The organism is Microbulbifer hainanensis, assembly GCF_014904735.1.
Classification (GTDB): Bacteria; Pseudomonadota; Gammaproteobacteria; order Pseudomonadales; family Cellvibrionaceae; genus Microbulbifer; species Microbulbifer hainanensis.
The window spans coordinates 46,657-59,280 of the sequence record NZ_JACZCR010000024.1; the positions used below are offsets into that span (position 1 = coordinate 46,657).

Sequence of the window (12,624 nt, forward strand, 5' to 3'; positions counted from 1 at the left end):
CTATTTCTCGGCCTCGAGGAGGTTGCTGGCCCAGTGGAAATCCGGTCGCGCGACGAGCGCGTCGCGCCAGAGTTGCCGGGCCTCGTCATCGCGACCCAGCTCCTGCGCCGCGAGTCCCTGCCACACCAGGGCCTCTGCCAGCCCCCAGTCCGCGGTCGCGCCGCCGCGGCCGTTGCGATAAAGCGTCGCGGCGCGGGCAAAGGCTTTCAGTGCTTTCTGTTTGCTGCCGCCGAAGACGCTGGGGCGGTGATATAGCGAGATACCCTCTGCCAGCTTGGCCCGAGGGTTGTCCGCGTCGAGCGTCAGGGCGAGGTCAGTCATTTTACGGTTTTTCGGGCCGTAGCGGACAGCGTTCAGCGGCGCCAGCGCAATCTGGTAACCGTAAATCATCGATAACAGTGCCGCTGCATCGCTGTTGCTTTCCAGTCCGTGCAATTGCTCCAGTTCCTGCATGGCCTGGTCCAGGGCGGCTCCGGCATCGGCGTGCTGGGTGAGGTGGCGGGCGATGGCCAGGCGGTAGCTGGTATACGCGCGGAGATACGGGTCAGTGCCCGTGGTGCCAAGGTCTTCCAGCTCGGAGATATCCATCTGGTTGAAGGCCTGCTCCACTGCAGGGGCGGGGGCGGCTGCCATCGTTGTGATGGGGAGGGCACAGGCGAGGACAACAGAAAACAGTAAGGGTTTGGAATTTTTCACAGTATGACTCCTTGTCGGTATGGGCTCTGTTCAGGGGCCCGGGATGCCTGTGCAGTATTCGGCGTTCCGGGGTCAGAGCCTATGCCCAACTGTCAGGAGTTGGCAGTGACATTTGTCAGCACTTGGCCATCAGTACTCGGCCATCAGGATTTGTCGCCCTTGGCCCGGGGGTGGGCACTGTCGTAGACCTTGGCTAGGTGCTGGAAATCCAGGTGAGTGTATATCTGCGTGGTGCTGATGTCGGCGTGGCCGAGTAGCTCCTGCACTGCGCGCAGGTCGCCGCTGGATTCCAGTAAGTGGCTGGCGAAGGAGTGGCGCAGCATATGCGGGTGCACCCGCTGTTCGGCGTTGCCGGCGCGGGCCCAGTGTGCCACGCGCGCCTGGATGGCGCGATTGCTCAGGCGCTTGCCCTTCATAGTGGTGAACACTGCGTCGGCCTCCGCGGCCGGTGCCTGCCGGCGCCAGTCCTGCAGGGCCTGCAGTGCCTGGCTGCCTACAGGCAGCTGGCGGCTCTTGTTGCCCTTACCGGTTACGCGCACTTCCGCCGCGCGCAGATCCAGATCCGCCCAGTTCAGGGCGCTCAGTTCGGACAGGCGCAGGCCGCTGCTGTAAAAGAGTTCGAGTATGGCGCGGTCGCGCACGGCGAGGCGCTCATCGCCAGAACTCGCAGTAGTACCGGGGCTCTCCACGAATTCGCCCGCGGCGTCGGCGTCGAGCAGCTTGGGCAGTTTCTTCTCGGCCTTGGGGGCGCGAATGCCCGCGGCGGGATTCGCTTTCAGCCAGCCCTCGCGCAGGGCAAAGGCGCCCAGGCTGCGTACGGCCGACAACCAGCGCTGCAGGCTCTTTGCGCCGAGGCCGCCGCGATGCAGTTGCGCCAGCCAGCCGCGCAAGGGCATTTCCCGCAATTCGTCGATAACGACAACGCCTTCGGCCGCAGCCAGTTGCTGCAGCTTGGTCAGGTCGCGCCGGTAGGCATCGAGGGTATGGGGGGAGAGTTGTTTGACCGCCCGCAGGTGCTGCAGGAACTGGTCGATGGCGGCGTCGAGCTCCATCTTCACTGTGTGCGCCCTAGACGGCCTTCACCGCCGCGCTCACGCGCGTTCCAGCAGGCGCGGCAGCAGGCGCTCGAGCACCTCGCCGATATAGGACAAGAACAGGGTGCCGAGACTGGAGCGGTAGTGCTGTGGATCGGCGGCGCCGACAGCGAGAATGCCGAGCTGGTTTGCGAGAGGAACCACGGCGGCAGAACCGACCTTTTCCGCTTCCTTGCCGAACAGGTATTCCTTTTCCGCCGGGCGCAGCACGCCGCAGACGGTGCGGCCGTTGCGCAGGATGGCGCCGATGGCGGACTCGGCACTGGCGCGGGAACTGGTGCGCACGTCGCCGAGCGCACGGTGTCCGCTAGGCAGCGGGCCGAACAGCGTCAGCGATGTGACCTCTACACCGAAGGCCTCGCGAAAGCTCTGGTACAGGGCCGCGCTGGCCTCGGCGACAGAGTCCGCTTCCAGCAGCGCCAGGATCAGCTGGCGGCTGTGCAGGAACAGCTGGTCGTTTTCACGCGCATTGTGCAGCAGCTGGTCGAGACGCTGGCGCATCTCGATATTGCGCTCGCGTAGCAGATTGGTCTGGTGTGTCATCAGCGACACGGTTTTGCCGTTTTCCCGCGGCAGCTTGATGGTTTCCAGCAGCTCCAGGTGGTCGGCGAAGAAATCCGGATTCTGGATCAGGTAGCGCGCCACCTGCCGCGCGAGCAGTTTCCTGTTGCGCTGCGATTGCTGGCCTTCAGTGGCGAGGTTGCGTTCTGAGGCCTGGGGAGCGTCGCTGTATTCCGTCATGATCTGGTTCGGTTTGATGATTAGAGGACAATCTGCCCTTGGTACACGATGGTGGCGGGCCCGGTCATGGTAACCGGCTGCCCCGGTCCGCTCCAGTGGATTGTCAGGGTTCCGCCGGGCAGGTGTAACTGCACCTCTTCATCCAGCAGGTCGCGCAGGCGCGCGGCGACCATCGCCGCACAGGCGCCAGTGCCGCAGGCGCGGGTCTCGCCGACACCGCGCTCGAATACCCGCAGTCGCGCCTCGCTGCGCGACTGGACTTGCAGAAAGCCGACGTTGACTCGCTGTGGAAAGCGCTCGTGCTGCTCGATGCGCGGTCCCAGGGTTGCGACCGGCGCGCTGTCGACATCCTCCACCAGCAGCACCGCATGCGGATTGCCCATGGACACGGCGCCGATGGTGAACACCTCGCCGTCCACGTCGAGCGGATAAGTTTCCGCGTGGCGGTCGGCAGTAAACGGAATCCGCTCCGGCTCCAGAATCGGTGCGCCCATGTCGACGCCGACCTCGTCGTTCTCGAGCAGGTTCAGCTGCAGCAGGCCGCCGCTGGTTTCCACCAGCAATTGCGGTTTCGCGGTCAGGCGTCTTTCGCGCACGAAGCGGGCGAAACAGCGGGCGCCGTTACCGCAGTTTTCTACCTCGCCGCCATCGGCATTGAAGATGCGGTAGCGGAAGTCGGCTTCCGGCGTGCGCGGGGATTCCACCAGCAGCACCTGGTCACAGCCGACGCCCAGGTGGCGGTCGGCCAGGGCGCGAATTTTTTCCGGCGACAACTTGATGCGCTGGCTGATGCCATCGAGCATCACGAAGTCGTTGCCGAGGCCGTGCATTTTGGTGAATTTGAGGCGCATTCCGTTTCTCAGTATTAGTCCGTTGCGGGTTCCGGTACCGTGCTTTCGCCGCGCACCAGGTCGGCGAAGTTCTCGCGCGCGCGCACCAGGTAGGTCCTGTTTCCGTCGACCAGCACTTCGGCGGCGCGCGCACGGGAATTGTAATTCGAGCTCATGGTAAAACCGTAGGCTCCGGCGGACAGCATCGCGAGCAGCTGTTCCGGCTGCAAGGCCAGCTCGCGGCGCTTGCCGAGAAAATCGCCGGTTTCACACACCGGCCCGACGATATCCCAGCTCTCCACCTCGCCGTTGTTCGGGGTGACTGGGACTATGTCCTGCCAGGCCTGGTACAGGGCGGGGCGCAGGTTGTCGTTCATGGCCGCGTCGACGATGGCGAAGTTGTGGTCTTCGGTGCGCTTGAGGAATTCCACCTGCGTCAGCAGCAGGCCGCCGTTGGCGGCGATGGAGCGGCCGGGTTCCAGCACCAGTGCCAGCTGCCGGTCGCCGAGGCGTTCTTTCACTGCGCCCAGGTAGTCGCTCACCGGCGGTGGCTCTTCGCCCCGGTAGCGCACGCCGAGGCCTCCGCCCAGGTCCATGTGCTTCAGCTGGATACCTTCTTCACTGAGCTGGTCGATCAGAATCAGCAGCCGATCGAGCGCGTCGAGAAACGGTGCCAGTTCGGTGAGCTGGGAGCCGATATGGCAGTCTACGCCGACCACTTCCAGATGGTTCGACAGTGCCGCTTCGCGGTAGATATCGATGGCGCTGTCGATGGCGATACCGAATTTGTTTTCTTTCAGCCCGGTAGAAATGTACGGGTGGGTCTTGGCATCCACGTCGGGATTGACGCGCAGCGACACCGGTGCGCGCACGCCCATGTCGGCGGCGACCGCCTCGAGGCGCTGCAACTCGGCTGGTGATTCCGCATTGAAACAGTGCACGCCGACTTCCAGTGCGCGACGCATTTCCTGCGCAGTTTTGCCGACACCGGAGAAGACCACGCGCGCCGGGTCGCCACCGGCCAGCAGCACGCGTTCCAGCTCGCCGCCGGACACGATATCGAAACCTGCGCCCTGTTGTGCCAGCAGGGACAGAATGCCGAGATTGCTGTTGGCCTTGACCGCGTAGCAGATCAGCCCCGGGTGATCGCCGAGGGCGTCCGCGTAGGCGCGGTACTGGGCTTCGAAATGGGCGCGGCTGTAGACATAGGTGGGGGTGCCGAACCGTTCTGCGATCTGCTCGAGGGGCACTTCTTCGGCCCAGAGACTGCCGTCGCGATAATTGAAATCACTCATTTTTCGAATTCCGGCTCCGCGCTGTTGTCTTCCGGTGCCGTGGCCGCATCTTCACCGGCCGCCTTGCGTTCCGACTCGGACTTCTCTGTCGCTGTGCTGCCCGCGGCAACGGGTGTAGTGGCGACAGGAGCGGCGGTGACCGGGGATTGCACCGGTGCCGGCGCAGCGGGTTCCTGAGGCAGATAGAGGGGGCCTTTCTGGCCGCACGCGCTCAGAATTACCGTGAGGGAGAGAAAGAGTTTTTTCGACATCGACAGCATCCTGCGGCGTGCGCTTTAAGCATGATTTCGGAGAAAGCCTGTTAGTATACCGGCCAAGTTTCCATCCAGTACACGGTAACAGAAGTAACAATTTATGAGCCAAGCGGAATTCGAAGCAGCCATCGAACGTAGCCTGATCGCGATCGAGGACGCCCTCGACGACTGCGAATGGGATATCGATTACGAGCGCGCGGATGCGGTGCTCACGCTGACGCTGGAAGACAACGGCAGCCAGGTCATCCTGTCGCGCCAGACCGCCAATCGCGAACTGTGGGTGGCGGCCCGCTCCGGTGGCTATCACCTGGCCTTCGACAACTCCGGTACCAAGCCAGGTTGGAAATGCACCACCACCGGGGAAGACCTGCCGACCCTGCTCGACCGCGTACTGACCGAACAGCAGGGCGCAGCGGTTGCTCTCGAGCTCGGCCTCTAACCCGCAATCTAATCCCCTAACGCGAGTAGCCGCCGGCCACTCGCGCGTTACGCGTTAAGGGTTGCGCTCAGCGCGCGGCGATCAGTTTCCTCGCCCGCCCGCAGGCCGCGCGAACCTGATCCGGTGCGGTCCCACCGATATGGTTGCGCGCCGCGACCGATCCCTCCAGCGTCAGCACATCGAACACGTCCTCACCAATCTGGCCGGAGAACTGCTGCAGCTGTGCCAGGCTGAGTTCCGCCAGATCCTTCTGCTGCTCGATAGCGAAAGAAACCGACTGGCCGACGATCTCGTGGGCGTCGCGGAAAGCCACGCCCTTGCGCACCAGGTAATCCGCCAGATCGGTGGCGGTGGAGAAGCCCTTGCCCGCCGCCGCCAGCATATTTTCCTTCTTCGGTTTCAGCGCCGGTACCATGTCGGCGAAGGCGCGCAGGCAGTCGAGCGCGGTGTCGGCGGCGTCGTACAGCGGCTCTTTGTCTTCCTGGTTGTCCTTGTTGTAGGCCAGCGGCTGGCTCTTCATCAGGGTCAGCAGCGCGACCAGGTGGCCGTTGACGCGACCGGTTTTGCCGCGTACCAGCTCGGGTACGTCGGGGTTTTTCTTCTGCGGCATGATCGAGGAGCCGGTGCAGAAGCGGTCCGGCAGATCGATAAAGTCGAACTGACTCGAGGTCCAAAGCACCAGTTCTTCGCTTGCACGCGAAAGGTGGGTCAGTAAAAGAGCAGCGAAGGCGCAGAATTCGATGGCGAAGTCCCGGTCGCTGACAGAGTCCAGCGAGTTCTCGGTGGGCGCGTCGAAGCCAAGCAGCTCGGCAGTGCGCGCGCGGTCGATCGGGTAACTGGTGCCGGCCAGCGCGGCGGCGCCCAGCGGTGAGCGATTGACGCGCTTGCGGCAGTCCATCAGGCGCTCGTAGTCGCGGGTCAGCATCTCGTTCCAGGCCAGCAGGTGGTGGCCGAAAGTCACCGGCTGCGCACTCTGCAGGTGGGTGAACCCGGGCATGATGGTGTCGGCCTCGCGCTCGGCCAGGTCCACCAGGCCGGTCTGCAGGCGGGTCAGTTCCGCGCCGATCAGGTCGATGCGGTTGCGCAGCCACAGGCGGATGTCGGTGGCCACCTGGTCGTTGCGCGAGCGGCCGGTGTGCAGCTTCTTGCCGGTGGCGCCGATGCGGTCGGTCAGGCGCGCCTCGATGTTCATGTGCACGTCTTCGAGCGCCACTTCCCAGGGGAATTTGCCCGCCTGGATCTCCTCGCCGATCTCGCGCAGGCCGCCGGCGATCTGCACGAACTCGTCCTTGGTCAGTACGCCTACCTCCGACAGCATCTGCGCGTGGGCCAGGGAGCCCTGGATGTCCTCCAGCGCCATACGCTGGTCAAAGGTCACGGATGCGGTAAAGCGCTCGACAAAGGCGTCGGTGGCTTCGGAAAAGCGGCCGCCCCAGAGTTTTGCGGCGGGATTGGCTTGGGAGGAGGGGGTATCGTTGCTCATGTGGTCCCTAGACGGCTGAATGGGTGAAAGGCCGAGGCAGTTGATGGTATCTTCCCGGTTCAACTTTCGGGAAAATCAAGAATAACAAGTGGTATGACTTCCCCACAGTCCGCGCGGCCGGCGGGCATTATAGCGCAGCAAATTCGCGAAACTGCCCCTGATGGCAAAGATTCTGCGTGCGCGACCGATAATTCCGAATTGCGCGCGCCCTTCCTGCCCGATCTGTGCGGCGTCTCCGCACTGGCGGCGCTGATCCTGATGGGGGAATTGCTGGCCCTGGTGCTGGTCCTGGCCGTAGACGGCCTGCGCGAATTCAACTGGCAGCGCCTGGGGCTGGTATCGATGACGGTACAGTGGGTGATACTGCCGTCGGCGGCGCTGCTGTGCCGCCTGCGCTGGCGCCTGACGCGGCTGTCGCACCGCCTCGCCGGCGCCATCAGCTTTATCGTCGTCATGGCGGTCCTGCTGGTGGTGCTCGTCGCCCTCGAGTGGTGGCGCGCGCGCATCACCGGCGCGCCTTTCGCGCACTGGACACTGCTCGGCAACGGCCTGCTCGGCGCTATTTGCGCGGGGGTGGTGCTGCGCTACGCCTATGTGCAGCAGCAATTGCACAATCAACAGCAGGCGGAGCTGGGCGCGCGTATCGAGGCGCTGCAATCCCGTATCCGCCCGCACTTCCTGTTCAACAGCATGAATAGTCTGGCCAGCCTCATTGCCATCGATCCGGAGCGGGCGGAGCGGCTGGTGGAGGACCTGTCGTCGCTGTTCCGCGCCAGCCTTGCCGAACCCAAGCTGGCGCCGCTGGAGCAGGAGGTCGCGCTCGCCCGCCGCTACCTGCAAATCGAGAGCCTGCGCCTCGGTGAGCGTTTGCGTCAGCGCTGGGACATTGCCGAGGGCCTGCAGCAGGTGGCGATACCCACCATGCTGCTGCAGCCACTGCTGGAAAATGCGGTGCTGCACGGTGTGGCGCGGCTGCGCGAAGGGGGCGAGATTCATGTGCGCATCGACGCGGACGACGACACCCTGCAATTGACCATCGACAATCCGCTGCCGGAGGAACCGAATCCGGCGACCGGCGGCCACAACGGGATCGCAATCGACAATATCCGCCAGCGCCTGGCCGCCCATTACGGCCCGCGCCACCATTTTGTCGTCGGCCGCGAGGGGAATCACTTCCGCGTGCAGCTGGGCCTGCCGCTGGTGCCGATGTCCGCGCCCGCCGCCAGTGGCAAATCGACAGAAACAGAGGGAGAACCGGCACTGTGAGCACGCTTTCCGTCCTGATCGTCGACGATGAACCGCTGGCCCGCGCGCGCCTGACGCGACAGCTGCAGGCGCTGGGTGACTGCGAATTGCTGGGGGAGGCCGGCGATGCCGAGGCGGCACTGGCGCAGGTGGACGAGCTGGACCCGGACCTGGTCCTACTGGACATCGAAATGCCCGGCCGCAGCGGCCTGGAACTGGCGCGGGAGCTGTCCGCGCGACCGAACCCGCCGGCACTGATCTTCTGCACTGCCCACGATGAGTTCGCCCTGCCGGCGTTTGCCACCTCCGCTGTCGGTTACCTGCTCAAGCCGGTCAGCGCGGCACAGCTGGGCGAGGCCATCGCCCGCGCCCGCAACCTGAGCAAGCCGCAGCTGAAGGCCGTGGCCGGCGGGCAGGAAAAACCGGCCGGGCGCAGCCAGATCAAGGCGGTGAGCCGCCGCGGTGTGCAGCTGATCCCGGTGAGCGCTGTGCGCTGTTTTGTCGCCGACAGCAAGTACGTGGTTGCCCACCACGACGGCGGCGAAACCATCCTGGACGAGTCGCTGAAAGAGCTGGAAAGTGAATTCGGCGAGCGCTTTGTGCGGGTGCACCGCAACGCCCTGGTCGCAGTGCAGCATATCGCCGGACTGCAGAAGCAGGGGAGCAACTACTGCGTACTGCTCGACGGCGTGGCGGAAAGACCCCAGGTTAGTCGGCGGCTACTGGCCGGAATCAAGTCGCTGATCGAAGAGATGGCCTGAACCCGACGCGCTAATCACTCCCGCCACAATTCCCACCACAATTCCCACTAATTCGGCTGGCCAGCGAGAATGCTGCGCTCCACTTTGATTTCGCGCCACTGGTCGGCGGGCACGTCCAGCGGGTTCCGATCCACGATCACCAGATCGGCCAGCTTCCCCGGCGCCAGACTGCCGATGCGATCTTCCATACCCAGTTGCCAGGCGCCGTTGATGGTCATTGCGCGCAGCGCCTGCTCGCGGGTAATGGCCTCGTCGGCGCCGATGACACTGCCGCCGCGGGTGCGGCGGGTGATCGCCGTCTGCATCAGGCTGAAAGGGGCGGCCGGAAACATCGGGCTGTCGGCGTGCAAGGTGGGGTGCATATGCAGGGCAAACGCATTGCGCACCGGCAGAATCCGCTCGGTGCGCGCGGGGCCGAGCAGCTGGCCGTGCAGGGCCTCGCCGTAGTAATAGAGGTGGTTGATATGGAAGCTGGGGGTGACGCCGAGTTCGGCCAGTGCCGGCAGCAGCTCCCGGTCCAGCAGCAGGCCGTGTTCCAGCCGGTGGCGCCGCGCGGCAAAGGCTTGCTGCTCCGCCGCCGGCAGGGCATCGCGCACTTCGCGCATGGCGGCGATGTAGGCGCGCGCCGCGCGATCCCCCTGTACGTGAGTGGCCGTCTGCCAGCCGCGTTGTTGCAGGCCGCTTATCTCTTCCACCAGTTCTTTTTGTGTCACCACCGGCTCTCCGTGGCTGCCGTGGGCGATACCCAGCTGTCGCGCCAGCTCGCTGTCGAGATAGGGTTGTTCGATCACCATGCTGCCGCTGTAGGGCGAGCCGTCGTACCAGAATTTGCCGCCCTGTACGCGGAAAAAGTCGCTGCCGGTCTCGGGGCTACCGTCGAGTTTGCGCAAATTTTCACCGCGGTAGTAGAAGAACTGGCGGATGCGCGGCTCCAGGTCCTGCAGCGAGGCCCAGCGCGCCGCCAGCGCGGGCATATTGAAACCGAGGGAGGCCACGCTGGTGTAGCCGGCGCGGCGCAGGTCCGACAGCACCGCGCTGTAGGCCGGAATGACATGCAGCGGGTTCTTGTGGGTTTCCAGGAAGGGTTCCAGCGCCGGCTTCTCGACCAGCGCGCCGTTCAGGCGTCCATCGGCGTCGCGGCCGTAGTAAGAGCCCTCGCCCGGATCCGGCGACTGCTCGTCGATACCCATTGCAGCGAGCGCAGAGGAATTGACCCAGGCGTTGTGCAGGCTCTGGGAAATAATGAAGACGGGGTTGTCCGGTGCCAGGCGGTCGAGCTGGGCGCGCGTCGGCGGCTGCAGCCCCGGCAGCAACACCGGGTCCAGGCCCATGGCGTACACCCAGTCGCCGGCCGGCGCAGAATCGACGGCCTTTCGCAAGGCCCCCCAGGCACTCTCCGCGCTGTCGTGACTGAAGCCGCTCATATCGACAAAGTTGTAAAACACCGCGCTGATCGCCGGGTGTTCGTGGGCGGCGACAAAGCCGGGCAGCAGTGCTTTGCCCTGCAGATCCACGGTCTCGGTTTCCGCCCCCGCCAGTGCCGCGATTTCCGCGCGACTACCTACGGCGACGATTTTTTCGCCCTTGACGGCCAGGGCTTCGGCCGTCGGGTTGCGCTTATCCATCGTGAGGATATCGCCGTTGAGGTAGATCCGGTCGGCGGCGGATTGGTCGCCGCAGCCCGCGAGCCCGAAAACGGCACACAGGACTGCGAGCAAGGCCGGGCTGATTTTTGTTGTTATTGTCTTTTTCATCGAAAAAATCTGCAGCAATGAAAATATTTACGGCGATTCAACTGCCGCCGGTGACATCAATAATTGCCCCTGTGGAGAAAGATGCCTCATTGCTCAGCAGCCAGGCGATGGCCGCGGCGACCTCTTCCGGCTGGCCGCCGCGCCCGAGCGGAATACGGGCTTTGACGCGCTCGATCCGGTCCGGCTCGCCGCCATCGGCGTGCATGTCGGTATGGATGGGGCCGGGGCGCACGCCGTTTACGCGGATGCCTTCCCCCGCAAGCTCTCTGGCGAGGCCGACCGTCATGGTATCCACCGCGCCCTTGCTGGCGGCGTAATCGATGTACTCGTTGGGCGAGCCAGTGCGCGCCGCGCCCGACGACACGTTGACGATCGCACCGCCGTTACCACCGTGGGCGGTGGACAGGCGTTTGATCGCTTCACGGCAGCAGAGCAGGGTGCCGGTGACATTGGTCTGGAGTATTGCGTTGATACGCGCCGCGCTCATCTGTTCCGCCCGCGTCTGTGCCAGCAGCATACCGGCATTGTTCACCAGGGCATCAAGCCGTCCGAATTGCCGGTCCGCGGCGGCAAACAGGGCTTCCACGTTGGCCTCGACTGAAATGTCCGCGCGCACCGCAATCGCCTCGGCTCCGCTGTCGCGCAACTCAGCCAGCAGCGCCCGCGCGGTGTCTTCCCGTTCGCGATAACTGATGCAGAGGTCGTAGCCGCGCGCGGCCAGCAGTCGCGCGGTGGCGGCGCCAATGCCGCGGCTGCCACCGGTGATCAGGGCAATTTTTCGCATGAGAGAAATTCGCAGAATCGGCATTGCCCCTCCGGGGTGCGGCAAGCCGTCGGGGATGGATCAGTACAGCTCGGGCCCGCCGTCGCCGTATTCGGAATCGTTCTGCAGGCTCAGTTCGCCGGCGGCGTTGTTCAGGTACTCGGCGTCAGACTCGGACTTGAGCTTGATCATCAGGCGCAGGTCGTTGGCGGAGTCGGCGTGGGCGAGGGCGTCCTCGTAGGTGATCTCGCCGCGGTCGTACAGCTCGTACAGGGCCTGGTCGAAGGTCTGCATGCCCTGCTCGTTGGAGCGTTTCATCAGCTCCTTGAGTTTGTGCACTTCACCCTTGCGGATCAGGTCGGACGCCAGCGGGGTGTTGATCATGATTTCCAGACAGGCGCGGCGGCCGTCGCCATCCGGCGTCGGCACCAGCTGCTGGGCGACCATCGCTTTCAGGTTCAGGGACAGGTCCATCCACAGCTGTTCGTGACGGTCTGCCGGGAAGAAGTGAATGATACGGTCCAGCGCCTGGTTGGCGTTGTTGGCGTGCAGGGTGCACAGGCACAGGTGGCCGGTTTCGGCGAAGGCGATGGCGTGATCCATCGTCTCGCGGGAACGCACCTCACCGATCAGGATGACGTCGGGAGCCTGACGCAGGGTGTTCTTCAGGGCTATCTCGAAAGACTCGGTATCCAGGCCTACCTCGCGCTGGGTGACGATACAGCCGCGGTGCTGGTGCACGAATTCGATCGGGTCCTCGATGGAGATGATGTGGCCCTTCGAGTTCTCGTTGCGGTGGCCGATCATCGAGGCCAGCGACGTGGATTTACCGGTACCGGTGGCGCCCACGAAAATGATCAGGCCGCGCTTGGTCATCGCCAGCTCTTTCAGCTGTTCCGGCAGGCCGAGGCCATCGATGGTCGGAATCTTGGTCTCGATGCGACGCAGCACCATGCCCACCAGGTTGCGCTGGAAAAACGCGGAAACCCGGAAGCGGCCGACATTGCGCACGGCAATGGCGAAGTTCAGCTCTTTCTTCTCGGCGAATTCGCGCCGCTGCTTTTCGTTCATGATGCCGACGACCATCTCGCGCGCCTTCTCCGGCGTCAGCGAGCTGCTGCTGACCGGCACAACCTTGCCGTGCAATTTGATCGAGGCAGGCACACCGGCGGTGACGAAGAGGTCGGATGCGCCTTTCTCGACGACCAGCTGTAAGAGTCTTTCGATTTCCATTGTCTGTTGTACCGCTATTTATTCTCGATGGATGAA

The 12,624-nt window shown here is 64.3% G+C and carries 13 protein-coding genes; 3 read left to right on the forward strand and 10 right to left on the reverse strand.

What is annotated here, in order from left to right:
• The 6 genes from IG168_RS08355 to lptM form a co-directional block, all read right to left on the reverse strand.
• A complete protein-coding gene (locus tag IG168_RS08355) occupies positions 1-696 on the reverse strand; it encodes a tetratricopeptide repeat protein (RefSeq protein WP_193163830.1) in 696 nt (231 codons plus the stop codon).
• Positions 697-839: 143 nt separating this feature from the next.
• Complete coding sequence (gene xerC, locus IG168_RS08360; protein ID WP_193163890.1) at positions 840-1,748, reverse strand: tyrosine recombinase XerC; 909 nt, start codon at positions 1,746-1,748, stop codon at positions 840-842.
• 39 nt (positions 1,749-1,787) lie between these two features.
• Positions 1,788-2,531, reverse strand: a complete 744-nt coding sequence (locus IG168_RS08365; RefSeq protein WP_193163832.1) for a DUF484 family protein — start codon at positions 2,529-2,531, stop codon at positions 1,788-1,790.
• 20 nt (positions 2,532-2,551) lie between these two features.
• On the reverse strand, positions 2,552-3,382 hold the full coding sequence (gene dapF, locus IG168_RS08370; protein WP_193163834.1) for a diaminopimelate epimerase: 831 nt from the start codon (positions 3,380-3,382) through the stop codon (positions 2,552-2,554).
• Between the two features lie 14 nt (positions 3,383-3,396).
• A complete protein-coding gene (gene lysA / locus IG168_RS08375; protein ID WP_193163836.1) occupies positions 3,397-4,656 on the reverse strand; it encodes a diaminopimelate decarboxylase in 1,260 nt (419 codons plus the stop codon).
• Entirely contained in the window at positions 4,653-4,907 is a 255-nt protein-coding gene (lptM, locus tag IG168_RS08380) for an LPS translocon maturation chaperone LptM (RefSeq protein WP_226876710.1), read from the reverse strand. The genes lysA and lptM overlap by 4 nt, the downstream gene beginning before the upstream one ends.
• A 103-nt stretch (positions 4,908-5,010) precedes the next feature.
• Here lptM and cyaY point away from each other — a divergent pair, with 103 nt between their 5' ends.
• Complete coding sequence (cyaY, locus tag IG168_RS08385; RefSeq protein WP_193163839.1) at positions 5,011-5,349, forward strand: iron donor protein CyaY; 339 nt, start codon at positions 5,011-5,013, stop codon at positions 5,347-5,349.
• A 67-nt stretch (positions 5,350-5,416) separates the two neighbouring features.
• Here the strand turns inward: cyaY and argH are convergent, their stop codons facing one another.
• Positions 5,417-6,832 carry an argininosuccinate lyase gene (gene argH / locus IG168_RS08390; protein ID WP_193163841.1) on the reverse strand — a complete coding sequence of 472 codons (1,416 nt, stop codon included), beginning with the start codon at positions 6,830-6,832 and terminating at the stop codon, positions 5,417-5,419.
• A gap of 93 nt (positions 6,833-6,925) precedes the next feature.
• Here argH and IG168_RS08395 point away from each other — a divergent pair, with 93 nt between their 5' ends.
• Positions 6,926-8,098, forward strand: a complete 1,173-nt coding sequence (locus tag IG168_RS08395; RefSeq protein ID WP_193163843.1) for a sensor histidine kinase — start codon at positions 6,926-6,928, stop codon at positions 8,096-8,098.
• Positions 8,095-8,838 (forward strand): LytR/AlgR family response regulator transcription factor, encoded by a 744-nt coding sequence (locus IG168_RS08400; protein ID WP_193163845.1) that lies wholly within the window; start codon positions 8,095-8,097, stop codon positions 8,836-8,838. The genes IG168_RS08395 and IG168_RS08400 overlap by 4 nt, the downstream gene beginning before the upstream one ends.
• A gap of 47 nt (positions 8,839-8,885) precedes the next feature.
• On the opposite strand, the gene IG168_RS08405 is transcribed toward IG168_RS08400, so the two are convergent.
• Genes IG168_RS08405 through IG168_RS08415 form a run of 3 tightly spaced genes read right to left on the reverse strand, consistent with a single transcriptional unit; the run spans position 8,886 to position 12,588 of the window.
• Entirely contained in the window at positions 8,886-10,592 is a 1,707-nt protein-coding gene (locus IG168_RS08405) for an amidohydrolase (RefSeq protein WP_193163847.1), read from the reverse strand.
• A 37-nt stretch (positions 10,593-10,629) separates the two neighbouring features.
• Positions 10,630-11,376 (reverse strand): SDR family oxidoreductase, encoded by a 747-nt coding sequence (locus IG168_RS08410; protein WP_193163849.1) that lies wholly within the window; start codon positions 11,374-11,376, stop codon positions 10,630-10,632.
• 60 nt (positions 11,377-11,436) lie between these two features.
• Positions 11,437-12,588: a PilT/PilU family type 4a pilus ATPase gene (locus IG168_RS08415; protein WP_193163851.1), complete on the reverse strand. Its 1,152-nt coding sequence runs from the start codon at positions 12,586-12,588 to the stop codon at positions 11,437-11,439.
• Between the last annotated feature and the right edge of the window lie 36 nt (positions 12,589-12,624).

Excerpts from the sequence above, each read along its gene's own strand:
- IG168_RS08405 (WP_193163847.1), bottom strand. The coding sequence starts at position 10,592 with ATGAAAAAGACAATAACAACAAAAATCAGCCCGGCCTTGCTCGCAGTC.
- IG168_RS08395 (WP_193163843.1), top strand. The coding sequence starts at position 6,926 with ATGACTTCCCCACAGTCCGCGCGGCCGGCGGGCATTATAGCGCAGCAA.
- lysA (WP_193163836.1), bottom strand. The coding sequence starts at position 4,656 with ATGAGTGATTTCAATTATCGCGACGGCAGTCTCTGGGCCGAAGAAGTG.
- cyaY (WP_193163839.1), top strand. The coding sequence starts at position 5,011 with ATGAGCCAAGCGGAATTCGAAGCAGCCATCGAACGTAGCCTGATCGCG.
- dapF (WP_193163834.1), bottom strand. The coding sequence starts at position 3,382 with ATGCGCCTCAAATTCACCAAAATGCACGGCCTCGGCAACGACTTCGTG.
- lptM (WP_226876710.1), bottom strand. The coding sequence starts at position 4,907 with ATGTCGAAAAAACTCTTTCTCTCCCTCACGGTAATTCTGAGCGCGTGC.
- IG168_RS08415 (WP_193163851.1), bottom strand. The coding sequence starts at position 12,588 with ATGGAAATCGAAAGACTCTTACAGCTGGTCGTCGAGAAAGGCGCATCC.
- xerC (WP_193163890.1), bottom strand. The coding sequence starts at position 1,748 with ATGGAGCTCGACGCCGCCATCGACCAGTTCCTGCAGCACCTGCGGGCG.
- argH (WP_193163841.1), bottom strand. The coding sequence starts at position 6,832 with ATGAGCAACGATACCCCCTCCTCCCAAGCCAATCCCGCCGCAAAACTC.
- IG168_RS08365 (WP_193163832.1), bottom strand. The coding sequence starts at position 2,531 with ATGACGGAATACAGCGACGCTCCCCAGGCCTCAGAACGCAACCTCGCC.
- IG168_RS08410 (WP_193163849.1), bottom strand. The coding sequence starts at position 11,376 with ATGCGAAAAATTGCCCTGATCACCGGTGGCAGCCGCGGCATTGGCGCC.